Origin of the sequence: Thalassotalea insulae (genome assembly GCF_030161395.1) — a bacterium.
Taxonomy (GTDB): domain Bacteria; phylum Pseudomonadota; class Gammaproteobacteria; order Enterobacterales; family Alteromonadaceae; genus Thalassotalea_E; species Thalassotalea_E insulae.
The window spans coordinates 4,002,718-4,025,714 of the sequence record NZ_BSST01000001.1; the positions used below are offsets into that span (position 1 = coordinate 4,002,718).

Annotated in this window: 20 protein-coding genes; 11 read left to right on the plus strand and 9 right to left on the minus strand. The window is 39.2% G+C overall.

All coding sequences use genetic code 11. The features are described from left to right. Window positions 1-19: 19 nt before the first annotated feature. The 8 genes from mnmA to QQK06_RS17965 form a co-directional block, all read right to left on the minus strand. A complete protein-coding gene (gene mnmA, locus QQK06_RS17930; protein ID WP_284246175.1) occupies window positions 20-1,150 on the minus strand; it encodes a tRNA 2-thiouridine(34) synthase MnmA in 1,131 nt (376 codons plus the stop codon). A gap of 77 nt (window positions 1,151-1,227) precedes the next feature. Further along, window positions 1,228-1,704 (minus strand): NUDIX hydrolase, encoded by a 477-nt coding sequence (locus QQK06_RS17935; protein ID WP_284246176.1) that lies wholly within the window; start codon window positions 1,702-1,704, stop codon window positions 1,228-1,230. Beyond that, the gene (locus QQK06_RS17940) at window positions 1,688-2,365 is read right to left on the minus strand and encodes a pseudouridine synthase (RefSeq protein ID WP_284246177.1); all 678 of its coding nucleotides are present in this window, start codon (window positions 2,363-2,365) and stop codon (window positions 1,688-1,690) included. The genes QQK06_RS17935 and QQK06_RS17940 overlap by 17 nt, the downstream gene beginning before the upstream one ends. A gap of 52 nt (window positions 2,366-2,417) precedes the next feature. After that, a complete protein-coding gene (locus tag QQK06_RS17945) occupies window positions 2,418-3,761 on the minus strand; it encodes a sensor histidine kinase (RefSeq protein ID WP_284246178.1) in 1,344 nt (447 codons plus the stop codon). Continuing rightward, window positions 3,762-5,144, minus strand: coding sequence for a sigma-54-dependent transcriptional regulator (locus QQK06_RS17950; RefSeq protein ID WP_284246180.1), 1,383 nt, complete (start codon window positions 5,142-5,144; stop codon window positions 3,762-3,764). A 140-nt stretch (window positions 5,145-5,284) separates the two neighbouring features. Beyond that, entirely contained in the window at window positions 5,285-7,786 is a 2,502-nt protein-coding gene (locus QQK06_RS17955; RefSeq protein WP_284246181.1) for an FtsX-like permease family protein, read from the minus strand. A gap of 20 nt (window positions 7,787-7,806) precedes the next feature. Next, window positions 7,807-8,532 (minus strand): ABC transporter ATP-binding protein, encoded by a 726-nt coding sequence (locus tag QQK06_RS17960; protein WP_284246183.1) that lies wholly within the window; start codon window positions 8,530-8,532, stop codon window positions 7,807-7,809. Between the two features lie 9 nt (window positions 8,533-8,541). Then, entirely contained in the window at window positions 8,542-9,792 is a 1,251-nt protein-coding gene (locus QQK06_RS17965) for an efflux RND transporter periplasmic adaptor subunit (protein WP_284246185.1), read from the minus strand. Window positions 9,793-10,241: 449 nt separating this feature from the next. Here QQK06_RS17965 and QQK06_RS17970 point away from each other — a divergent pair, with 449 nt between their 5' ends. Further along, window positions 10,242-12,473 carry an NADP-dependent isocitrate dehydrogenase gene (locus QQK06_RS17970; protein ID WP_284246187.1) on the plus strand — a complete coding sequence of 744 codons (2,232 nt, stop codon included), beginning with the start codon at window positions 10,242-10,244 and terminating at the stop codon, window positions 12,471-12,473. 70 nt (window positions 12,474-12,543) lie between these two features. Here QQK06_RS17970 and QQK06_RS17975 read toward each other — a convergent pair whose 3' ends face one another. Continuing rightward, the gene (locus QQK06_RS17975) at window positions 12,544-13,509 is read right to left on the minus strand and encodes an integron integrase (protein WP_284246188.1); all 966 of its coding nucleotides are present in this window, start codon (window positions 13,507-13,509) and stop codon (window positions 12,544-12,546) included. Window positions 13,510-13,764: 255 nt separating this feature from the next. Between QQK06_RS17975 and QQK06_RS17980 the strand changes: the two genes are divergently transcribed. The 10 genes from QQK06_RS17980 to QQK06_RS18025 all read left to right on the plus strand — a co-directional run bounded on the left by QQK06_RS17980 (window position 13,765) and on the right by QQK06_RS18025 (window position 22,918). Then, the gene (locus QQK06_RS17980; RefSeq protein WP_284246189.1) at window positions 13,765-14,313 is read left to right on the plus strand and encodes a hypothetical protein; all 549 of its coding nucleotides are present in this window, start codon (window positions 13,765-13,767) and stop codon (window positions 14,311-14,313) included. A gap of 138 nt (window positions 14,314-14,451) precedes the next feature. Next, a complete protein-coding gene (locus tag QQK06_RS17985; RefSeq protein ID WP_284246191.1) occupies window positions 14,452-15,138 on the plus strand; it encodes a DedA family protein in 687 nt (228 codons plus the stop codon). 1,072 nt (window positions 15,139-16,210) lie between these two features. Beyond that, the gene (locus tag QQK06_RS17990) at window positions 16,211-16,669 is read left to right on the plus strand and encodes a hypothetical protein (RefSeq protein ID WP_284246192.1); all 459 of its coding nucleotides are present in this window, start codon (window positions 16,211-16,213) and stop codon (window positions 16,667-16,669) included. A gap of 499 nt (window positions 16,670-17,168) precedes the next feature. Beyond that, the gene (locus QQK06_RS17995) at window positions 17,169-17,474 is read left to right on the plus strand and encodes a hypothetical protein (RefSeq protein ID WP_284246193.1); all 306 of its coding nucleotides are present in this window, start codon (window positions 17,169-17,171) and stop codon (window positions 17,472-17,474) included. A gap of 574 nt (window positions 17,475-18,048) precedes the next feature. Continuing rightward, window positions 18,049-18,366 (plus strand): hypothetical protein, encoded by a 318-nt coding sequence (locus tag QQK06_RS18000; protein WP_284242502.1) that lies wholly within the window; start codon window positions 18,049-18,051, stop codon window positions 18,364-18,366. Window positions 18,367-19,706: 1,340 nt separating this feature from the next. Continuing rightward, the gene (locus tag QQK06_RS18005) at window positions 19,707-20,090 is read left to right on the plus strand and encodes a hypothetical protein (RefSeq protein ID WP_284242518.1); all 384 of its coding nucleotides are present in this window, start codon (window positions 19,707-19,709) and stop codon (window positions 20,088-20,090) included. Between the two features lie 105 nt (window positions 20,091-20,195). After that, window positions 20,196-20,636, plus strand: a complete 441-nt coding sequence (locus QQK06_RS18010) for a hypothetical protein (protein ID WP_284246194.1) — start codon at window positions 20,196-20,198, stop codon at window positions 20,634-20,636. Window positions 20,637-21,088: 452 nt separating this feature from the next. Further along, window positions 21,089-21,421 (plus strand): hypothetical protein, encoded by a 333-nt coding sequence (locus tag QQK06_RS18015; RefSeq protein ID WP_284246195.1) that lies wholly within the window; start codon window positions 21,089-21,091, stop codon window positions 21,419-21,421. A 438-nt stretch (window positions 21,422-21,859) separates the two neighbouring features. Next, entirely contained in the window at window positions 21,860-22,309 is a 450-nt protein-coding gene (locus QQK06_RS18020) for a hypothetical protein (RefSeq protein WP_284246196.1), read from the plus strand. A 174-nt stretch (window positions 22,310-22,483) separates the two neighbouring features. Next, on the plus strand, window positions 22,484-22,918 hold the full coding sequence (locus QQK06_RS18025; RefSeq protein ID WP_284246197.1) for a hypothetical protein: 435 nt from the start codon (window positions 22,484-22,486) through the stop codon (window positions 22,916-22,918). Window positions 22,919-22,997: the final 79 nt, after the last annotated feature.

The following is a 22,997-nucleotide window of genomic DNA, read 5'->3' on the forward strand; positions in this document are numbered from 1 at the left end:
ATAAAACCCTGAAGAAGACTTAACGAATAAGCGTATTGATAATGCCGCCACCTAAGCAGACATCATCTTGATAAAAAACCACTGATTGTCCAGGTGTGACTGAGCTTTGCGCTTGCTCGAACATGACAGTGAACGCGTCGCTGTTGTCACTATCAGGAGTTAAGGTACAACTGACATCTTGCTGACGGTAGCGGGTTTTCACTGTACATTTTATTGGCCCGGTTAATGGTTCACGTTTTACTAAGTGTAATTGGTCACCATATAAACCGTTGGAAAACAACCGAGGGTGATCATGTCCTTGACCGACGATTAACACGTTACGATCAAGATCTTTATCTACTACATACCAAGGGGCTTCGCCGGCATTGGCTAATCCACCGATACGTAATCCTTTGCGCTGACCTAACGTGTGATACATCAATCCATCATGTTCACCAATTACTTCACCTTCGGCAGATTCAATTTTACCCGGTTGTGCCGGTAAATATTGCTGCAAAAAGTCCTTAAACTTACGTTCGCCGATAAAACAAATGCCGGTACTGTCTTTTTTATTAGCTGTCACCAGATCTGCCTGTTCAGCAATCGCGCGCACTTGTGGTTTTTCAATATCACCGACCGGAAACAATGTGTTACCTATTTGCTCGTGGCTTAAGGTATATAAAAAGTAGCTTTGGTCTTTGTTATTGTCTAAACCGCGCAGCATGGTCCATTTGCCATCACGAAATTCACGTTTGACATAGTGACCAGTCGCGATGTAGTCGGCGCCAAGATCTTCGCAAGCAAATTCTAAAAATGCTTTAAACTTGATCTCTTTATTACACATGATGTCAGGGTTAGGGGTTCTGCCTGCTTTATATTCGGCGAGAAAGTACTCAAAGACATTGTCCCAATATTCGGTGGCAAAATTAATAGTGTGCAGTTTGATACCAAGCTTTTGACAAACCTGCTCGGCGTCTTTTAAATCTTCAGCGGCGGCGCAGTATTCATCGGTATCGTCTTCTTCCCAGTTTTTCATAAACAGGCCTTCGACTTGATATCCTTGTTGGATCAGCAAGTGGGCAGAAACAGAAGAATCGACACCACCAGACATACCGACGATAACTTTGGTATTTTTGGGATCTTTCACTACTAATTGCTCGTTTGGTGACATTTAAAATTATGAGTCTTAATAAAATGGCGCGAAATTATAGCACGGAGTATTAACCGGATATAGTACCTGCTATGAGATTAAAGGTTAGATTTGAATAAAGTTAAGTGAATTTTTTGACCGTTCAAATAATCTTTAATGCAATCAAGTACCATAGTGCTACGTAATTGTGCTTTTTTAGCGTTAATTTCTGCTAACGTTAGCCAATGTGTGGCTAATATTTCTTCGTCTTGCGGGCAGGTATCAGGAAACTCGTTAAGTTCAATAACAAAGCAAAAACGTAGGAAATATAAGTTAAGCTCCGGGCGGTGAAAATAATAAATGCCGCTGCAATAGTCGGGGGTAAGTTCCAGCCCTGTTTCTTCCTGTAGTTCTCTTTTGGCGGCAGCTAGCAGGTTTTCATTCGCTTCCAGGTGTCCCGCTGGCTGGTTAAAAACATGTACGCCATTTTCTATTTCTTCCACTAATAAAAACTTGCCCTGACAATGTACGACTACAGCGACTGTAGTATTAGGCTTAAATTGTTGTTCTGAGTGTGGGTTAGCCGTTGTTATCATTGTTAACCTCTTTGTAGGCACCGTTGTCGATGCCATTAATGGTATAATTGCCTATGCTATAACGGATCAGTCTTAAGGTTGGAAAACCGATATGTGCGGTCATCCGCCTAACTTGCCGGTTTCTTCCTTCGGTAATACTAATACTTAGCCAGGTGGTGGGAATATTGGCGCGCTCTCTAATTGGCGGAGTGCGAGGCCAAATATCTGGTTCATCCATTATTTTTACCTTGGCCGGTTTTGTTGGGCCGTCTTTTAAATCAATGCCTTTACGTAATTTATCCAAGTCAGTTTCCAGCGGGCTACCTTCAACTTGTACCCAATACGTTTTAGCGGTTTTCTTTTTTGGGGTAGCCAGTTGATGCTGCAATTTACCGTCATTGGTTAATAGCAATAAACCTTCGCTGTCACGATCCAACCTGCCAGCAGCATAGACATCAGGAATCGCAATAAAGTCCTTTAACGTTTTACGTTGGGATTTTAACGATTCATCATCGGTAAACTGGCTAAGTACATTGAAAGGCTTATTAAACAAAACGATTAACTGATTATGTTTGGCTGCTTTGCTATATGGCGGCTTCTTTCGTGAAGTGTGAACGGCTTTTGGGCGTGAGCGATTGTGCTGACGTTGTGCGGTTGCTAATTTCTTTTTAGTTTGCTTCATGTTGGTATTTTACAAAATACGACTGCTGTTACCTATGATTAATTTCATGTTTTTAATTTGATTTAAGCATGTAAGGTAATAATATGCTTGCTATCGCACCGTCATTCGTTGGCTTATTGATTAAAGACAAATCTCCTCCATGATTAAACATGATTTGCCTACTTAAAACCAAGCCTATACCACTACCATCTTTTTTAGTGGTATAAAAAGGTATGAACAAGTTGTCGGGGTTGCTGATACCGTTACCGTTATCGATGATATTGAGTTGTAAATACTCTCCAGATAATTGCTGGGTAATCGCCACCTTCGGGTTTTTATTGCCTTCCATTGCTTGCAGAGCGTTTTTTAGCAAGTTAACGATTACCTGAGCAATCTGATTTGGATCTGCGTAGATATCCGTATCCTCTACCGCGTTAGCATCAACGGTTAATTTGGGGAATAGGGATACTTGTTGTTTTATCAGCTGCATTAAAGAAAAAACTGATTTTTCCGGTTCAGGCAGTCGGGTTAATGATTGGTATTCTTTAATAAAACTATTAAGCATGAGTGCTCGTTGTGTCATTATCGCGAGACCATCGCTTATATCAGATTTACCTTCGAACTGGCCAGTTTCATTATTTAGGATATTGGTGAGTGATTCACCAATGGAGGATATTGGCGCCAGGGAGTTGTTTATCTCGTGACTAAGGACACGAAGCAAACGTTGCCAAGCGACACGCTCTTCATTTTGCAGTAATTTCTGTACATCATTTAGGAATAACAAGGTATGCTTTTGGCCATTAAGCTGGTAATTGTCGTTCTGCAAGAATACACGCTTTTGAATTTTATCCGTCGTTAAGGTCACAATCTGCTGAAATCTTTGCTCCAGCACATTATTTTGTAACCCGAGCATTTCAATCGGCATGCCGATCATCTCTTCCTGAAGATGGAATAACTGTTCGGCTTTGGGGTTAAGCAGGGTGATGATGCCATTGTGATCAACACAAATAACCGCAACATTGATATGCTCTAATACTTTAGACATCGCGATGTGATGCTCTTTCGATAGCAGCCTTTGTTCCGCCAGCTGTTCTGCAGCGATATTGATCACCTGATTGAGTTCGGCTAGCGCGCCACTTTTCACCGCGGAATTAGGCCTTAATGTAGTGTCTCCCACAATTAATGATTCGATAACATTGGTGGTCGTTCTTAATTGATTGCTGAGTCGGCGCCAGATAAATATATGGCCGATGAAGAGTACGCTACTACAAAACACAAAGATAATGATTTTTAAGTAAATTGATATCTCTGCCAAATAAAGAAATACCGCTAACAGCAGACCGGGCACAAGCGACAGATAAAGGCTGGTTTTGGTGATTTGTCGTTCAAACGACTCATGGCGGTTCGTGTTTTTCATTTAGCAGACGTTTAATCGGTATTTGTCGAGCCGACGGTAATAGGCACTTCGAGATAAGCCTAGAGATTGCGCGGTTTGTAAAGGATCATTGTTAAATCGTTGTAATCGCTCAATGATCACGCTTTTTTCAATTTGCTCTAATGTTAAGTCTGAAGGTTCATGGCTGTTTTTGCTAGCTAATGTCTGCTCGCCTGGTAAGTTTAAGTGTGCCAACTCTATGTATTCACTGTTCGATAAAAATATTGACCGCTCCATGGTGTGATGCAGTTCTCGAATATTACCTGGCCACTGATAAAGCAGCATAAATTCAATAGCCTGCTGCGCTAATTCTTTTTTATCTAAATGGTATTTATTGCATAATCTTTCCAGGAAGTGCTCCGCCAATGGCAAGATGTCTTCAGTTCTTTCTCTTAGTGGTGGAACACGCAGTTCGATGGTGTTTAGCCGATACAGTAAATCTTGGCGAAACTGGCCATCATTGATCATCTCGGTTAAGTCTGCATTGGTTGCGGAAATTAAGCGTACATCGTTATCTAACGTAATATTACTTCCGACGCGTTCAAATTTTCGCTCTTCCAGTACGTGCAATAGCTTAGCTTGTTGGTTGATATTGATGTTAGCTATTTCATCCAGGAATAAAGTGCCTTGCGATGCCAGCTCAAAACGGCCAACTCTATCTTCTTTGGCATCGGTAAACGCGCCTTTTACATGGCCAAACATTTCGCTTTCAAACAAACTCTCGCTTATGCCGCCCATATTCACTGTAATAAAGCTGTGATCGTTACGCTTAGATTGCTGATGAATATAAGAAGCCAATAATGATTTGCCAGTACCGTTTTCTCCCGTCAGTAAAATATTCATATCACTGAGTGCGATACGGTTAATTTGTTCTTGCAGCGTTTGCATAGCTTGAGACTGGGCGATAAGCGGTACTTGTTTATGTTGTTTTAGTAACTGATTTTCCTGAAGCAGTTTTTGATTTTTTCTTAGGGTTGCTACATGTTCTGTGTGCTGCCCAACTTTCGTCAGTAGCTGGTTATTACGCCAGGGCTTTTCAATAAAGTCATTTGCTCCTGACTGCATCGCCGATACGGCAATATCAATACTACCATATCCGGTAATTGCAATAATGGGGACATGTTTATCAATTTTACGTATTGATTGAACCAGAGAAATACCTTCCTTGCCTGATGTGGTGTCCTGGCTGTAGTTTAAATCGATGAGTAAACAACAGAATTGCTTGCGAGACAATAACGTCAGCACTTGATGGGGAGTACTGGCCGTTGTCACCCGGTATTGTTTCCCTTTTAGCGCTAATGATAAGGCAGATAAAATATCGGAATCGTCGTCAGCAATTAAAATATTTGCAGGCAAATTAGTCATAAAATTATTTTTATTTTCGTTAAAAACAGGCGGTCATTCGACCGCCGTTATTCTTGTTAGAATGTGCTGTGCCTTTATTTGATACATTTTCCGGCCAATCGTTGTGCTTCGCCATGTATCAACTGACAGCTTATCACGCCCTAATCATAATGCAGAGCATCACTAGGTTCCAACCTTAAAACATTTTGGGTTGGAATAATGGTGGCTAACAAAACCATTAAAGAAATCAATGTTGGAATAGCAAACAGGGCAATACCATAACTTTCCGGATTGATGATAATGGTGTCAGATATATAATTTGCTATGGCAACAGACAAGGCAACGCCGACAGATAAACCTATCAGGAGCTGAGTGCCTGCCTGTTTTAAAAACATATGGATGATTTTTCTATCAGGTATGCCGATGGCGCGTCTGATGCCAATTTCCTGTGTGCGTTGAATAATGCTGTTCGCAGACATGGCATAGATACCACTCGCCGCTAAAATGACGGCAACAATACCACAAAACATGAATATTTTTGTGACCGATAATAGCATTTTGACGGGTTGTCGTATCAAGTTGTCATAGCTTTGCACATGAAAAATACCAACGTCCGGGTCAACATTTGCCACTGCCTGGTTAAGCGTACGAATGGCTTCTACCTGATCTCCGCTATAATGAATGGCGATCGATAAGCTCATAAAACCAATGTTGTCATTGGGATGATAGGAATTATATGACGCGCTGGAAGAGCGCATGGTAGAACCATGATAGCTGTCAGAAACTACACCGACAATTGTATTCCAGGTATCACTTGCTCCAGTACGATGAACACGGCGCACTCGCTTGCCAACGGCGTCACCATCGGGGAAAAAATCGCGGGCAATTGATTCGTTAATAATAATATTATACAAATCTTCTTCACCGTCCCGGTGATCAAAATCACGCCCCTGAATTATCCGCATGCCTAAGGCTTGCCATGAGCCTCGGGCAATAACTTCGTTATTGCTATAAGGGTTTTCATTAAATACTTCAGCTGCTCTGCCTTCTATTTCAAAGTAACTTGTACCTTCTCCCGTTCCTGGCAACTGACTCATCATGGCAACCGCTTTAAAGTTTGGCATATTTTCAATTGCAGCTTTGATCTTATAAAAAAGTTGAGCACGGGCGACACGATCCTGATGTTCAAACTCGGTATCTCGGCGTAACTGGTATTTCTCCGGTGGAAGTTGTAATTCGGCTGTCAGGCGTTGCTCCGTTTCAACACCATAGTCTGCTATGCTGGCAAAGTAGCCGGTTGACAGTAAAAGCGTCGCTAGCACCAAGACAACACAGGAAAGGGCGATTTCAGAAGTCACTAACAATTTACTCGAAGCGGCGGCTTTTTTACCTAGTGCCCCACGAGTTCCATCCCGAATTACCGCGTTAAAATCATTCTGCAACGCCTTAATCGCCGGGATCAGGCCGGTAGTTAAAATCATTGCCGCCACAGCAACAATCAGTATCAATATACAGGTACTGTCGATGGTTAATGCCCACCAAAAGGGTTTTTCGTGGTTAACGGCGAAGGTTGCTTCAAACATTTGATTGGTCAATTCTATGCCATATGCCGCGAATAGCAGTGCGAGTGCTCCTCCCAAACTACAGATAACAACACTTTCCCATAGCATCTGAATGATTAGTTTTTTGCGTGGAATACCCAAGGCAACACGAATGGCAATTTCCTTAATACGCTCATTTACGCGGGCAAGTAATAAATTGCTGACATTGATACATGCCAATAACAAGATGAGAAATACCACTAACAAAAGGGCGATAAAGACATTGTAGTATTGGGTGATACTGGCTTTTTTAAATGGTGTGATTTGTAAATATTCACCACTATTAGGGATACGATATCGGTAATCGTCTTCTATCGTGGTGGCAAGTTCTTTATTGAAATTAGCAAAGGCCGTTTTAGCTTGCTCAAGTGATACGCCAGCTTTTAATTTTGCATAGGAAAATAAGCTGTTGTAAGAGGCCTTCGTTGGGTTAACCAGCGCTTCAGTTAAGGGCTGCCAAATTTCTGCATAATCCGGAAAAGAAAATCCTTGTGGCATAACACCGACAATACGTCCGGGTAAAGCGTCTAATGCCAGTTGTTGATTCATTACGTTTGGGTCAGCATTAAAATATTTCTGCCAAACCGGATAGCTCAGTACCACGACAGGTTCAGCGCCTTCGGCAAAATCATCGGCTGTTAGAAAACGACCAAAGTGGGGTTGTATACCGGTAAAACTTGCGAGATTCCAGCTTATGTAACTGGCATTCATTTTTTGAGCGGTGAATAATGCACTGTGCTTGCTGGAACCACCCCCAATAAATGTAGTTCCTCTTGAGTAAAAGCCGTGTTGTTCAAACAGGCCTGACTGTGCAACCGCTTGATTAACATGATATGGGTCTACACGGGTTCGGAATAAATGGCTATGGTCAAATTCTCCCTCGACAGCAAAAATTTCAGTTTCACTGTTGAGATATAAAGGTTTAAAAACCAGGTTGTTTAGCAATGAAAAGCTGTAAACGGTGAGGCCAAGGCCGATCGCAACTATTAGCACAGTTAACGCCGTAAACAACGGCTTTTTCAGTAACATGCGTAATGAATATTTTAGCTCTATTGAAACCATAATTTTGTCCTTAAAAAATACTAAACGGCAATGGCATTTGTGGTTTCAGAAATTTGGTCAGCAACTATTTTACCGTCAAATATTTCGATAATTCGGTCGGCTCGACTTGCTGAACGTGGGTCATGGGTAACCATACAAATAGTTGCCCCACCGGCATGTAACTTGTCCAGTAGGTCCATAACAGCCCCCGCATTTTTTGAATCAAGGTTACCCGTTGGTTCATCAGCCAGCAAAATGGCAGGTTTACCGGCAATTGCTCTGGCTACGGCGACACGTTGTTGCTGACCACCTGACAACTGTGACGGAAAATGATTTGCTCTATGTTGCATATCGACTTGTGCTAAGGCTTCTTTAACCAGTTTTTTACGTGTTGATTTATCTATGTCTTCACGGTATGACAATGGCAGTTCGACATTTTCTTCCACAGTTAAATCACTGATCAGGTTAAATGCCTGAAAGATAAAACCAATCTTTTCATTACGAATTGCTGCCCGTTGATCTTTATCCAGGCTAGTGACATCGTGCCCCGATAAATGATATTGACCATTTGTTGGCGTATCCAGTAAACCTAAAATGGAAAGTAACGTGGACTTGCCACAGCCTGAAGCGCCGGAAATTGACACGTATTCACCCTGATTAATTGTCAGGTTTACCTGTTCTAAAGCGTGTGTTTCAACATCGTCGGTGTAAAATACTTTGTCTAGTGCGGTCAGGGTGACCAAAGCGTTATTTGATGATTCTTTCATAACAGTTCCTTATTGTATCGCTTGTATTTGTTTTTCTTTCCACGACGATACGTCGGATATTACCACGTTATCGCCAATAGCAAGACCGTTTAAAATTTCAATGTGAGTTTGTGATGAACGCCCAAATTGCACCTCAGTAAGTGCGACTTCTCTGGTGTCGTGATCAACCATGTAGACCTTGCCGGTAGAATTAGCCTTGGCAAACATTGGTCGTTTGATATAGGCGGTGTTTTCCAGGTTGGCAACATGTATTACGCCATCAACGGTAAGCTCAGGCCGAGCTTCCTTAGGCAGTTGGCCGGTAATCGCGACATCGACTTGAACAGTGCCATTAACCACTACAGGTTCAATGCGAGTGATAATACCGGAAACTTTACTGGTCTTGGTGTCCAGCGTGACGGGCTGTGTCAACGCTATTTGATAAATTTGTTTTTCCGGTACGCGAATTTCGGCAATGAACTCATCGTTACGGGCAAGTTTTGCGATATTGGTGCCTGATGATACTTGCTGACCAAGTTCCAAGGGCATTTCCTGAACAATGCTATCGATGCTTGCTCTGACGGTTAAGCTATCCACTAAATGCTGCATACGGGCAACGGTACGTTCCATCCGTTTAAGCCGGGCATTAAATGCTCGATTCTGGGCGGCTAAATTTTCTTTCGCTTTTGCTAAACGTTTTTGTTCTTGTTGCCAGCGTTGCCGTAATTGTTGGACCTCAATTTTTACTTCTTCATGCTCAACGGTTGAAATGGCAACAATGCCTTGTTTAAGCAAGGTTTGCTGGGCATTGAGTGTTAGTAGCGTTCGTTCATAATTTAATTTACTGTTTGCTACCAGCGTTTCTTGATCAAGTAACTGAGATTCCAGTGCAACGCGCTGGGCATTTAATTGGGCTTGCATCTCTTCCTGCTCCCATAGACTTTCTTCCAGTTGCTGGGTAAGGGCAGGGTTTTTCATTGAAACGATTAAATCGCCCTTTTTAACCGCTGCGCCGGCTTTTATATAAATTTTGTCTACTCGCCCATTAACCTCAGCGGCCACCCAGTAAACTTCTTTTGGCACTAATACCCCAATACCGCGTACGTCTATTTGTAATGTTCCCTGTTTGACTGTATCGAGCAAGACGTTACTTGCCGAAACCTTACGTTGTGAACTAGCAGCCGACAACAATGCCCAGCTAAGCGCGATGATTAGGCATGCAACTATTACTGATTTATAAGAGATGCGCGTGCGATTCGTTTTTTTTCTGACAATATCCATTTAGCTTCTCAATGCAAACTTTGTATTAGCAGTGCATGCGGAGTACCAAATAAACAATATTTAGAAATTACAATGAGTTAACCGGTTGAGGTGTTGTTGTTTTGTAAACGAGTCTCGAAAGTGGGATAAAAAAACAGCTACTTAAATCTCGATATTGGGATTTATGCACTAGTTATCATTTAACAAGGGCTAAATTAAATACTGCGGTATACGGTTGTTGATGGATTTATAACAGGTACGACCTGGCGAGGTCGGCTCTTTCTACCTTAAGTGAATTGTTGTAGGATAGCTTGCTTTTTTATTTGGCCGTATAGGCGGTTCTTGTGTTAGCTACCTGGATCCTATACTATGCGCGCGCAAAAAAAATTTTCATAAAGCGAATATCTATGCTGATATTTTAGTTTTGTATTCACTTTATTGCATACTCGCTGATTAACGTAGGATAAAAAATGACCACAGAATCATCTAACATCATTTATACCATTACCGATGAAGCGCCAGCGCTTGCGACGCATTCATTATTACCCATAGTAAAAGCCTTCACAGCTTCATCTGGTATCAATGTGGAAACACGCGATATTTCTTTAGCGGGTCGTATTATCGCGAACTTCCCTAAATATTTAACACCAGAGCAGCGCATTGGTGATGCATTGGGCGAATTAGGTGAATTAGCCAAAACACCCGAAGCGAATATTATTAAATTACCGAATATTTCGGCATCTATTCCTCAATTGCAAGCAGCAATTAAAGAATTACAAGCTAAAGGTTATAACTTACCGGATTATCCGGCTGAGCCACAAAATGAAGCGGAAGAGTCAATCAAATTAACTTACGCCAAAGTATTAGGCTCTGCGGTAAACCCTGTTTTACGTGAAGGTAACTCAGATCGCCGTGCGCCAGCTTCGGTAAAAAACTATGCTAAGAAAAATCCTCACTCAATGGGAGCTTGGTCAACAGAGTCAAAATCACATGTAGCGCATATGGCGTCAGGTGATTTTTATGGCAGTGAAAAGTCTGTCACAATTAATGGTGATATGTCGGTTAATATCGAATTTGTTGCAGAAAATGGTGACGTTAAGGTGTTAAAAGAAAACTTAGCGTTATTAGATAAAGAAGTGATTGATGCGTCAGTGATGAGCAAAAATGCTTTAGTTGAGTTTTTCGAAAAAGAAATCGATGACGCTAAAGCGCAAGACGTACTACTTTCATTGCACTTAAAAGCGACCATGATGAAGGTATCCGATCCGATCATGTTTGGTCACTGCGTAAAAGTGTTCTACAAAGATGTCTTTGCAAAACATGCTGAAACGTTTGAGCAGTTAGGTGTTGATGCTAACAATGGTATTGGTGATGTCTACGCTAAGATTGAGCGTTTACCTGCTGAGAAAAAAGCAGAGATTGAAGCCGACTTACAAGCAGTTTACGGCACTCGTCCAGAAATGGCGATGGTTGACTCTGATAAAGGTATCACTAACTTACACGTACCAAGCGATGTCATTATTGATGCTTCTATGCCTGCGGCATTACGTGCTTCTGGTCAAATGTGGGGCCCGGACGGTAAGCAAAAAGATACCAAGTTTATGATCCCAGATCGTAACTATGCGGGAGTGTTCTCTGCGGTTGTTGATTTCTGTCGTGAACACGGCGCGTTTGATCCGACGACCATGGGTACAGTGCCTAACGTTGGTTTAATGGCGCAAAAAGCCGAAGAATACGGTTCACACGATAAAACCTTTACTATGGCGGCAAACGGTAAAGTGCGTGTGGTCGATGCTAACGGAGAGACCTTGATTGAACAAAACGTAGAGCAAGGTGATATCTTCCGTATGTGTCAGGCCAAAGATGCGCCGATTCAAGATTGGGTGAAATTAGCAGTATCTCGTGCTCGAGCAACGAATACACCTGCAATATTCTGGTTAGACGAAAACCGTGGTCATGACGCGGAAATGATCAAAAAGGTTAATACCTATTTAGCCGATCACGACACCAGTGGTTTAGATATTCGTATTATGGCGCCAGTGGATGCGTGTAAATTTACCTTAGCCCGTTGTAAAAATGGCGAAGATACTATCTCGGTAACGGGTAACGTATTACGTGATTACTTAACCGATTTATTCCCTATTCTAGAATTAGGCACATCGGCGAAAATGTTATCTATCGTGCCATTAATGAACGGTGGTGGCTTATTTGAAACTGGTGCTGGTGGTAGTGCGCCTAAGCATGTTCAGCAATTTAATAAAGAAAACCACTTACGTTGGGACTCTTTAGGTGAATTTTTAGCATTAGCGGCATCACTTGAACATGTAGCAGTAACAACAGGGAACGCCAAGGCACAAGTATTAGCTGATACCTTAGATGCTGCAACCGGTAAATTTTTGGATGAGAATAAATCACCATCACGTAAAGTAGGTGAGTTAGATAACCGTGGTTCGCACTTCTATTTAGCGATGTACTGGGCACAGGCATTAGCAGAGCAAACAGCAGATGAAGAACTTAAAACCGCTTTTACTGCGGTTGCTCAAGCGTTAACTAAGCAAGAAGAAAAAATTGTTGCTGAGTTAAACAGTGCTCAGGGTCCGGCTATGGATATTGACGGATATTATTTTGCAGATGCTGAATTAGCAGCGAAAGCGATGCGCCCGAGTGAAACCTTAAATACCATTCTTTCAAGCTTATTGTAATCAATAAATAGAATGAAACATCAAAAGGCTATGTAGTAATGCATAGCCTTTTTTGTTGTATTAAGGATTCTTAATAAATATCAGACAACGGGCTGCGCACGCCATTAGCACCACATTCGATGACATGGGTATAAATTTGCGTAGTACGGAGGTCGGTATGCCCTAATTGTTCCTGTACAGTGCGAATGTCTGCCCCACGTTGTAGTAAATGCGTGGCAAAGGAATGACGCAGGGTATGGCAAGTTACACGTTTTTCAATATGCGTTTTGGCGACAGCCTTTTTCAGTGCTTTTCTCAGGCAAGTTTCATCAATATGATGGCGTCTTACTTTCGTGCTATTAGCTTCTATACTTAACCGCTGTGAAGGGAACAGATAATGCCAGCCAAATTCAAATGGGGCATTGGGATATTTTTTATCTAGTCGATTGGGGAGCCAAACCCCTGAATAATTAGGGCTCATTTTATCTCGCTCAAATAATGCTCTGGCGAGTTTAATTTGTGTTTTCAATTCACCGACAAGTTCGGGAGCTAAGGTAACTCGTCGGTTTTTGCCACCTTTACTGCGCCATATTTGAATTGTATGGTAATCAAAGTCAATATCATGCACTCGCAATCTCACCGCTTCCATTACACGTAATCCAGAACCGTACATTAATCGACAAATAAGCGCATGATTCGAATCCACTGCGTTAAGCAGCTCGATTATTTCTTTTTTTGTTAGTACTACCGGCAGATTAGGAGAGGTTTTAGATTTGTTAAAGCTTAAGTTAATCGACAATGGACAACCGATCACTTGTTTATACATATAAACTAAGGCATTTAATGCTAGCGCTTGAGTTTTGGGAGCAACCATTGCCTGATTCGCTAGGTAATTTAGAAACTGTTCTACTTCACTATCACCACACTGGTTGGGGTGTAATTTATGGCAAAAATTGATATAGCCTTTTATCCAGTAAAGATAAGTATTAATTGTGCGTTTTGCATAGCGTTGAGTATGCATTTTTTCAGCAATCATCTGTAAAAATGGTGAAGGCATATTTAATTACTCCTTGAAATTTTATTGCTGTATAAATATACAGTTTAGGTGTTTTCCCGCTTTGCGCCAGAAAACGAGAAAATTTCTCGCTTTCTACAACTAGATCGTAGGTGTAATATTTGAATAAGTTATTGATATAAAGATATTAATGTATTAATGTGTGTTCAATTAAATTGAAATTATTAGTAGACAGGTTTACGACAGAAACCGAGAATTATTCCTACTAATAAGCTGTTATACGTTAATAGGAACATCATGGCAGAACTGAAGTATAAAAAATTATTCTCTGGACTTATTGACGTTTGTTACAGTCAATTCTATATAGAGTCAGAAGATCCCGATGATTATGATTCTTGTGAAGAACAATTTAAGGGTCAAAATAATGGGCTTTGCGGTGCTGCTACTCCAGAACGCATATTTTTTACAGCTAGGCCAAAGGATTCAGTCATTGATCTCGATATTAATCTTTACGCGGAAAAGCCTGAAATCAATGAAGAGTATACAGATATAGTTGAAGTTTCATATCGCCCAGGTGAAGAACCTGTTTTTCTATGCCAGTGGGCTCACGAAGAAGTATATCCTCTAAACCTAGAGAAATGTGAGTATCGAGTTCGTTACTCTATTATCGGTTTAGACAACGACTACGACTATGATGAAGAGGATGATGAATATTTTCAAAAGCCGGTACCAGGGCAAAAGTATCTCATCGAAATTTGGCCCCAAGAGAAAAGTCAGGATCAGATTATTAAGCAAACCTCTATGGAAGCTGCCTATTGGCATAAAGAACGGGGTTCGAGAAAATAACGTATAACAAGTCATTAAAGCAGGACAAAAAACAGTTGGCTTTTGCTCCTTCGTCGCTAATTTTAGCCAACAATTTTTTGCCTCTTAATGAGGCGTTATAAGCCTTTAAAGTTTGGAGTAATTTCATGGGTAGATGTTTTGATTGAATATTTATTGCCTTTTGTCGAAGAATTATCTCGTCTCTGTTTAACTTGGGGCCCTTTAATCGTTATAGCTTTAATGGCGATAGAAAGCTCTTTTATTCCCTTTCCAAGTGAAATTGTAATTATTCCCGCGGGTTTTATGGCTGCGAGGGGGGAGTTCTATCCAGGAACTGACATAGAATATGCGGTTGCTTTAATAGTTTTAGGTGGGGTAGCAGGTTCACTAATAGGTGCTTCCATCAATTATTTTCTTTCTCTTAAGCTTGGACGTCCTTTCCTGTATCGCTGGGGAAAGTATTTTTTCATTGATTCAGATAAATTAAAAAGAGCGGAATCTATTTTTTGTCAATATGGCGATTTGGCAACTTTTGTTTGTCGGCTTATTCCTGTTGTACGGCAACTTATTTCAATTCCTGCTGGAATATCAAAAATGAATTTTTACCGGTTTTCTATATTTACTTCGCTTGGCTCCTGTATTTGGGTTGTTATTCTTACTGTGGTAGGTTACCAACTTGGAGTATCATCAGAAAATATCGGGTATCGTGAACTTCTTAACGAAAGTAAAATTCTAATTAATGAAAACTTTAGTTTAATACTTCTTGGTTGCTCAATATTAATTGCTAGTTATATTTTAATTCATAAATATGTGATTGGAAAAGTAGCTATCCCAAATGGTGAATAGGCTTATAACAAGCCATTAAACAGGGACAAAAAACAGTTGGCTTTTGCTCCTTCGTCGCTATTTTAGCCAACAATTTTTTGCCCATTAATGGGGCGTTATATGTTGTTCAGAATTCTATGGTTGGTTGCTTCGTTAAAGGTTTAACGTGGTTTTATCAAAGGGTTTATTTAAGGTTTTAAACTTGGTGTTGTTTAACAAATTTGTTCAAAGTAACATTAGGTTAGGGCGCACTTAAAAGGTATTTACTCAATCAGGTTAATGGATTAACGTCACATTTCTTTTTCTATTAGCTTGTTAAACTTTTAAGTGTGTTTATAAATTTAAACTATGTGGTTTAATCAAGTGCTCAGGTGTTGGCGGCAGTGCCGCGAAAGCTTGGTTTAACATATAACAAGCAATTAAAGCGGGACTTTTTACAGTTTGCTCGGTTTCGCTGCGCTACACATTTTAGCAAACTATTAAAAAGCCCCTTAATGTGGGCGTTATATTGCAAAGGAGTGCGTCTAAATCAACAAGCGCAGTAAAGAAATAGATTACGAGGTTTTTTATCTCGTTAGTCCCATAGTAGTAATCTATTTCTTATTTAAAGTGGAACTAATTTTGTCGTTAACGAACGACTTAAGAAGTTGTATTTATTTGAAATGGCAATTGACTACCAATAGCTACTTTGATCCTTATTTTGTTTTTCTCGGAATTGCTATTCTATTTTTTGTTTGGTTTTTATTGCTGAGCAAAAAAGTAGTAACTAGGTCTACAAAGAGTAACTGGATTTTCGTATTCGTAGGTATCGTGTTTTTCTTTTATTGGTTTAGGGCTTTCTACGGTATGTGGTGGTACTTCGAGCTAGAACGTGAAGTTATTACTAAATCAGAATTTGTTGATTTAACAGGTGGTTTTCCTGACAAATTTCCATTTAATAGTTCATTTTATCAAATGGATAGTAGTAAACTTTGCAATATAACAAGGTAATTATGGATGGGACGTCTAAAGCTTGGCTGGCGCTCATTCTTCGCGATTATAGCCAAGCATTTATACGCCCCATATTACGGCGTTAGGTGCCTAGGAGAGGTAGTTGGAAGTCTACGAAGTTAAATGGAAAGAGCTAGCGAAATTTATGACGCGGCAGCTGTTTGTTATTCTGTCCGTGGGATTTATTCTGTTGATGCTAGTTAGACTAGTTTCTACAGGTTTCGATATAGCCGTGACTTTTGAGCATATAAAGTTATCTCATGTTCCAATCGCTTTTCTTATCATTTTCGTTTTTAGCTTAACTTTCGCGTTTTTAATCAGCGTACTATTAAAATGTGCGAGAGTTACAATAGAAAATGGGGTAATAACCGGTAGAAATTATTGGCTGTTCAAAAGAAGTTTTGAATTAGTTTCAATCAAAAAAGCGTTTCCATTTAATAGTAACGGAATGCCAGTTGTAATTGTCGATGCAGGTAAAAAAGGTGAAATCCATATTCCTGTCCATATTGAAAAATCAGAAGAGCTTTTCGCTCTATTGGATAATTACCAAAACGGCACCTAACAAGCTGTTTAAGCACGGGACTGCTAACGTTTGGCTCGGTTTCGCTTCGCTACACATTTTAGCCAAACATTAATCAGCCCCTTAACAGGGCGTTATGTGTTTTTCAGAATTCACTGGTTAGCAACTTCGTTCAAGCATCAAATTTGCTCAATCAAATAATTCGCAACGCATTAAAAATTTGGTGTTGTTTAAACAAATCGTTTTAAGTAACATCAAGTTAGGTTGTACTTAAAAGGTATTTTTTATTTAGGTTAATGGATTAACATCACATTTCTTTTTCTATTAGCCGATTAAACTTTTAAGTGTGTTTATAAATTTAAACTATGTGGTTTAATCAAATGCTCAGGTTTTGGCGGCAGTGCCGCGAGAGTTGGGCTAACCACATAACAAGCAATTAAAGCGGGACTTTTTACAGTTTGCTCGGTTTCGCTGCGCTACACATTGTAGCAAACTAATAAAAAGCCCCTTAATGTGGGCGTTATATAACTATGGAAGGCTCATGAGTTATCAGGAAGATAGAGACGAAATATTAAAAGAGCAGCAAATTTATCAAAATGCGGCAAATACTTTATGGGTTGTTTTATTCTTAATGTTTGCAGGTGTAGTTTGGTTTCCAGATTACGCATTTCCAATTGTAATTGTAGCCGTTCTAGTACTTGGTTTAAGTTTTTACTTTGTACGTACCGCTCGTAAAAACAATTTAACTTGTTCCAAATGTAATCTTAACCTTGTGCCTATAGTCTTAGAGCTTGGTAAGAAATCTGAGCAATGTTATTGTCCGGCTTGTGGTAACAAAGTTATATAACAAGCCATTACAGTAGCGGGACTGCTAACAGCTTGCTCGGTTCCGCTTCGCTTCACAATTTTAGCAAGCTATTATCAGCCCCTGAATGGGGCGTTAGGTGAACTACAGGGATTGGTGTTTTGAATAAGTTTTTGTTTAATTATTATTGGTTAGCATCATCAATTACAGCTAAATTGTTTTGGCTTATTCTTCCTATTATTTTCATAGCAATAAACCTGTTTATCCCTTTTATAATTTTTGTAGTCGCTCTTGGCTGGTCGGCGATCATGATTACAGCTTTTTATAAATGTCCTAGTTGTAATAAACGAGCTTTAGTTCATTCTGGTACTGTAGTTAAGCTACTTGAATCTAATCGTAGTAAATTCCAAACTTGGCTTTTACCTAATGAGTTTGTTTATAAATATTTTTATTGCTGCAAGTGTGGGCATAAAATACAATCGAAAGCGTAGTTTGGTGTATTGTTCACCTAACAAGCTAATAAACAAGGACAAAAAACAGTTTGCTGTTTTCGTTCCTCAACATTTTAGCAAACAATTTTTTGCCCATTATTAGGGCGTTAGCACTTCAAGGAAGTATGATGAAAATTTGGAAACTATGTGCATTATTATATATACCATTATCTGGAGTTAGTTTTGCTCAAAGCGATATCGAAATAGCTTTGACTAATTTAGGTGATTGCTTAAATGAAATAGCTACAAAAGAATTAGAAAGTGGAAAATCAAACCCAGTATTAGCAACTGCTTTATTAACAAGTGTGTACAAAAATATAGGACATGATGAAGGCTCAATAAAAAACGTTGAGGATAAATATCTCAAATTGTATAGAAAAGCTAACGATAGTTGTTCTAAACAAATAGCTGAAGTTAAAAGGCTTCTTAAAGAGAAGAGCTAACAAGCCATTACAGTAACGGGACTGCTAACAGCTTGCTCGGTTCCGCTTCGCTTCACAATTTTAGCAAGCTATTATCAGCCCCTGAATGGGGCGTTATATGTTTTCATGAATTCTGTGGTTGGTTGCTTCGTTTAAGGTTAACTTTGTGCAATCAAACAATTCAATTTGGTTTTTAAACCGTGGTGTTGTTTAACAAATTTGTTCAAAGTAACATTAGGCTAGGGCGCACTTAAAAGGTATTTACTCAATCAGGTTAATGGATTAACGTCACATTTCTTTTTCTATTAGCTTGTTAAACTTTTAAGTGTGTTTATAAATTTAAACTATGTGGTTTAATCAAGTGCTCAGGTGTTGGCGGCAGTGCCGCGAAAGCTTGGTTTAACATATAACAAGCAATTAAAGCGGGACTTTTTACAGTTTGCTCGGTTTCGCTGCGCTACACAATTTTAGCAAACTAATAAAAAGCCCCTTAATGTGGGCGTTATATACCGCAACTAATTCAATATAAAACGCTATCAGGTTTATTCGTTTTTATTAGCATTTAGTAGTGAATTCTTTGGGTATATTTTAGATTTTATTATTTGTAATGCTTTGGCAAGTAAAGCTGTAAATTCTGTAATATTCGCGTTCAGGTTTACGTTGCGGTAGTGTTGCAGTTATAGTAGTAAAACGTAGTGTAACTAACTGGTTTGGTTGCACATATTAAAAAATATATAACAAGGCGTTCAATCGGACTTAAAAAGCTTGGCCATCGCTTCGCGATTATAGCCAAACATTTTTAATCCGCTTAACAGGGGCGTTATATGTTGTTCAGAATTCTATGGTTGGTTGCTTCGTTAAAGGTTTAACGTGGTTTTATCAAAGGGTTTATTTAAGGTTTTAAACTTGGTGTTGTTTAACAAATTTGTTCAAAGTAACATTAGGTTAGGGCGCACTTAAAAGGTATTTACTCAATCAGGTTAATGGATTAACGTCACATTTCTTTTTCTATTAGCTTGTTAAACTTTTAAGTGTGTTTATAAATTTAAACTATGTGGTTTAATCAAGTGCTCAGGTGTTGGCGGCAGTGCCGCGAAAGCTTGGTTTAACATATAACAAGCAATTAAAGCGGGACTTTTTACAGTTTGCTCGGTTTCGCTGCGCTACACATTTTAGCAAACTATTAAAAAGCCCCTTAATGTGGGCGTTAGGGTTTCAGGGAGGTTCCAATCAAATATCTAGCATTTTTAATCGTTTTTCTATCTTTCACATCCTTTGCTCAAAAATATGAGTACTCAACAATTTATGGCACAACGGTAAATATTTCTGTTGATGAAGAAAAACAAGAGTGTAGAACACAAATGTTTGATGTAATTAGCATAACTAAAAACTGTGGTTGGGACATCGATAAAGAAATAAATATCATAGGTAATAACCTACGTATAAAATTATTAAATGATAATATTTCTCGTGGTTATCATGAGTGGGCAGACGAATTCGGGACTTATAAAGTACAAACGGTTAAAGAGTTAAATTTACTTACTCATAAATTTGAAAACGTATATGTTGTACTATTTTTCCAACAAACGCCTTACCCTGCGGTCTATTTAACATTAATAAATCGTCAAGTTGGTATTATTGGCTTTGGTCGTAGAACTGAAGCATATCCAAATCTAGAAATTACTGATTTAGCTTTTATAAACGGTGATTGTGGTTTTGCTGGGGCTTGTAACAAGAAACCCTAACAAGCTGTTAAACAAGGACAAAAAACAGTTGGTTTTGCTCCGTCGTCGCTAATTTTAACCAACTATTTTTTGCCTGTTAACAGGGCGTTATGCATTCACGGAAGTATGGCGAAAATGCCGATGATTGAGAATCGAAAAGAATATTATCGCAAATGTAAGTGCGGTAGAGATCACGAGAATAAATTTATCCGTGGTATGTTTAAATATAGTGATGAAGGTGAAACTGCTTTTTGTCTTGCTATGCTTGAGCATCAAAACGACCGCCATATTTGGCTTTCATTTATTACAGGTGAATGGCCAAACACCAATCAAGAAGATTGCGCAGTCACTTGTCATATCTATACAAATGAAAAAGGTCGAATTTTCACAATTCAAAATGGTGAGGACTCTCCATTTAGTAATGACGATATTTTCGACTGTTATCAAGTTACACGCGAACAAGTATTGGCGGTTAATGGCGCTAAAGAGTGGTTTATAGATACTTATTTATCGCTATTTAAAACAGATGATGAGATTGGGAACTACTTGGTAGCAGAGAATGCATAACAAGTTGCTCAAGTTCGTTCGTAAACTCACTGGGACAATTAACAGTTGGCTTGGCGCTTCGCGCAAGTATAGCCAACAGTCAATTGCCCCTTAGCAAAGCGTTATATACCGCAACTAATTCAATATAAAACGCTATCAGGTTTATTCGTTTTTATTAGCATTTAGTAGTGAATTCTTTGGGTATATTTTTAGGTTTAGTTTTGCAATGCTTCGGCAAATAAAGCTGTAAATTCTATAGTATTCGCGTTCAGGTTTACGTTGCGGTAGTGTTGCAGTTATAGTAGTAAAACGTAGTGTAACTAACTGGTTTGGTTGCACATATTAAAAAATATATAACAAGGCATTCAATCGGACAATTTACAGTTGGCTTTTGTTCGTGCCTCACATATTTTAGCCAACAATAAATAGCCGCTTAATGTGGCGTTAGCTTTCAATATAACTAGGATTTACCGATGAGAAAATTATTTATTTCTATGATCTTTGTGTTGATCTCACCTTCTGCATTTGCAGGAGATGGTTCAGGAAAAGTGACACGTATTTATGCTCATGAAAAAAATAATGGTGCGGGTGTCATTATGTTTGCAGTGCAAAATCACACAACGCCACCATCCAGCTGCCCTGGTCATGAATGGGCATTTGATGCTAATACTGATCATGGTAAGGCAATGTATGCATTACTTTTATCCGCAGCAGCTCAAGGGAAATCGGTCACTGTAAAAGGTGCTGGTGACTGCAATGCTTGGAGTGATCGCGAAAGACCTTCTTGGGTTATGGTGGATTACTAAAAAGCTAACAAGAACTTCAAACGGAAAAAATACAGTTGGCTGTTTTCACTCCGCTCAACATTGTAGCCAACTATATTTTTCCGCTTAAGTAGGCGTTATATGTTGTTCAGAATTCTTGAAAATATTCGTTGTTAAAACGTGGTTAAGAATTTAAAGTATGGCATTAATTTAAAGGAATAAGCCTTAATGTTCAGGGAGTGAATTCAATACTCACTTTTCTATTCCAGTTAAACTTTTAGGTTTATTTAAATATTTAAGCTTATGTGTTTTATCAAGCGCTCAGGTTAAGGCGGTAATACCGCGAAAGCTTGGTTTAACATATAACAAGCAATTAAAGCGGGACTTTTTACAGTTTGCTCGGTTTCGCTGCGCTACACAATTTTAGCAAACTAATAAAAAAGCCCCTTAATGTGGGCGTTATATGTTTAAGGAGGAATCGTGGCACCGCCATTTAAGAAGTTTTTACTAGTTGTATTTGCATTGGGTTTATTCATGTATTTTTGGAGTTCAGAGTGCGATGATTGCACCAAATCTACCTTCTCAACAGTAAAGGCTGTAAATTTAACAGAAAGTGATTTGAAAGAAATATCTCAGAAAATGTTTACTGAAGATCTTTACAAAGCTTTAGATGAAAAGTTTCCTAAATATGCAGGCACTTTTGAAAAGGAACGAATCACTTACAATATAAAAACACAAGTAGATACGTCCGACAATTATTCACAAACACAATTTACAGTTGGATTTAAATACAAAGGTTTTGAGAAAAAGACGGATCCATCGATAGTTAAAGATGCTGAGTTAGTATCTCGTTTTTTGGTTGAAAAACTTGGAGAAATCGTAAAGCCTTTCGCATGCAGGGATAGTGATCACGAAGTCTGTCAGAGTTAAAACATATAACAAGCCATTACAGTAACGGGACTGCTAACAGCTTGCTCGGTTCCGCTTCGCTACACAATTTTAGCAAGCTATTATCAGCCCCTGAATGGGGCGTTAGGCTTACTTCAATCGGAATCACTATCAAATTAAAATTTGTGACTATAAATGACTTATAACAGCAGTGAAATGATTAAAACCTTTGATTATGAAAAGGTTGATTTGTTCGAGCACTTTTATCACGGTAAATATTTATTTCTATTAGGTGGTGTGAGCTTCATTGGAGGCTGGCTTCGAGGTGCGCCTTTTGATTGGTTACTAGTAGTTGGTGGAACAATATTATTTACGGTGTTACTTTTCTGGTTAGGTTGGATAGACAAAAATATATTTCCCGTTATTAGTACTTATGAAAGTGGGATTAGCGTTAATTATAAAAAGAATACTATTTTCTATAAATGGAGCGAGATAAGTGAATTATCAGAAGCTCCAGATAGCGATGGAGATGACGAGATTGATAAAAAAGGTTTTTATTTGAGAATGAAAAATGGTGATGAGTACACCGTTTTAAAAAGGATTAATGGTTACTTAGAGCTTTTTGAAGCCCTAAAGGATAAAGTAGAGTAAGCCTAACAAGCGCATTAAGCACGGGACTGCTAACAGTTTGCTCGGTTCCGCTTCGCTTCACATTTTAGCAAACTATTAT

What these genes read in the sequence shown, in the direction of transcription:
- mnmA (WP_284246175.1), bottom strand. Translation starts at nt 1,150, where the DNA reads ATGTCACCAAACGAGCAATTAGTAGTGAAAGATCCCAAAAATACCAAA.
- QQK06_RS17935 (WP_284246176.1), bottom strand. Translation starts at nt 1,704, where the DNA reads ATGATAACAACGGCTAACCCACACTCAGAACAACAATTTAAGCCTAAT.
- QQK06_RS17940 (WP_284246177.1), bottom strand. Translation starts at nt 2,365, where the DNA reads ATGAAGCAAACTAAAAAGAAATTAGCAACCGCACAACGTCAGCACAAT.
- QQK06_RS17945 (WP_284246178.1), bottom strand. Translation starts at nt 3,761, where the DNA reads ATGAAAAACACGAACCGCCATGAGTCGTTTGAACGACAAATCACCAAA.
- QQK06_RS17950 (WP_284246180.1), bottom strand. Translation starts at nt 5,144, where the DNA reads ATGACTAATTTGCCTGCAAATATTTTAATTGCTGACGACGATTCCGAT.
- QQK06_RS17955 (WP_284246181.1), bottom strand. Translation starts at nt 7,786, where the DNA reads ATGGTTTCAATAGAGCTAAAATATTCATTACGCATGTTACTGAAAAAG.
- QQK06_RS17960 (WP_284246183.1), bottom strand. Translation starts at nt 8,532, where the DNA reads ATGAAAGAATCATCAAATAACGCTTTGGTCACCCTGACCGCACTAGAC.
- QQK06_RS17965 (WP_284246185.1), bottom strand. Translation starts at nt 9,792, where the DNA reads ATGGATATTGTCAGAAAAAAAACGAATCGCACGCGCATCTCTTATAAA.
- QQK06_RS17970 (WP_284246187.1), top strand. Translation starts at nt 10,242, where the DNA reads ATGACCACAGAATCATCTAACATCATTTATACCATTACCGATGAAGCG.
- QQK06_RS17975 (WP_284246188.1), bottom strand. Translation starts at nt 13,509, where the DNA reads ATGCCTTCACCATTTTTACAGATGATTGCTGAAAAAATGCATACTCAA.
- QQK06_RS17980 (WP_284246189.1), top strand. Translation starts at nt 13,765, where the DNA reads ATGGCAGAACTGAAGTATAAAAAATTATTCTCTGGACTTATTGACGTT.
- QQK06_RS17995 (WP_284246193.1), top strand. Translation starts at nt 17,169, where the DNA reads ATGAGTTATCAGGAAGATAGAGACGAAATATTAAAAGAGCAGCAAATT.
- QQK06_RS18000 (WP_284242502.1), top strand. Translation starts at nt 18,049, where the DNA reads ATGATGAAAATTTGGAAACTATGTGCATTATTATATATACCATTATCT.
- QQK06_RS18005 (WP_284242518.1), top strand. Translation starts at nt 19,707, where the DNA reads ATGTTTGATGTAATTAGCATAACTAAAAACTGTGGTTGGGACATCGAT.
- QQK06_RS18010 (WP_284246194.1), top strand. Translation starts at nt 20,196, where the DNA reads ATGGCGAAAATGCCGATGATTGAGAATCGAAAAGAATATTATCGCAAA.
- QQK06_RS18015 (WP_284246195.1), top strand. Translation starts at nt 21,089, where the DNA reads ATGAGAAAATTATTTATTTCTATGATCTTTGTGTTGATCTCACCTTCT.
- QQK06_RS18025 (WP_284246197.1), top strand. Translation starts at nt 22,484, where the DNA reads ATGATTAAAACCTTTGATTATGAAAAGGTTGATTTGTTCGAGCACTTT.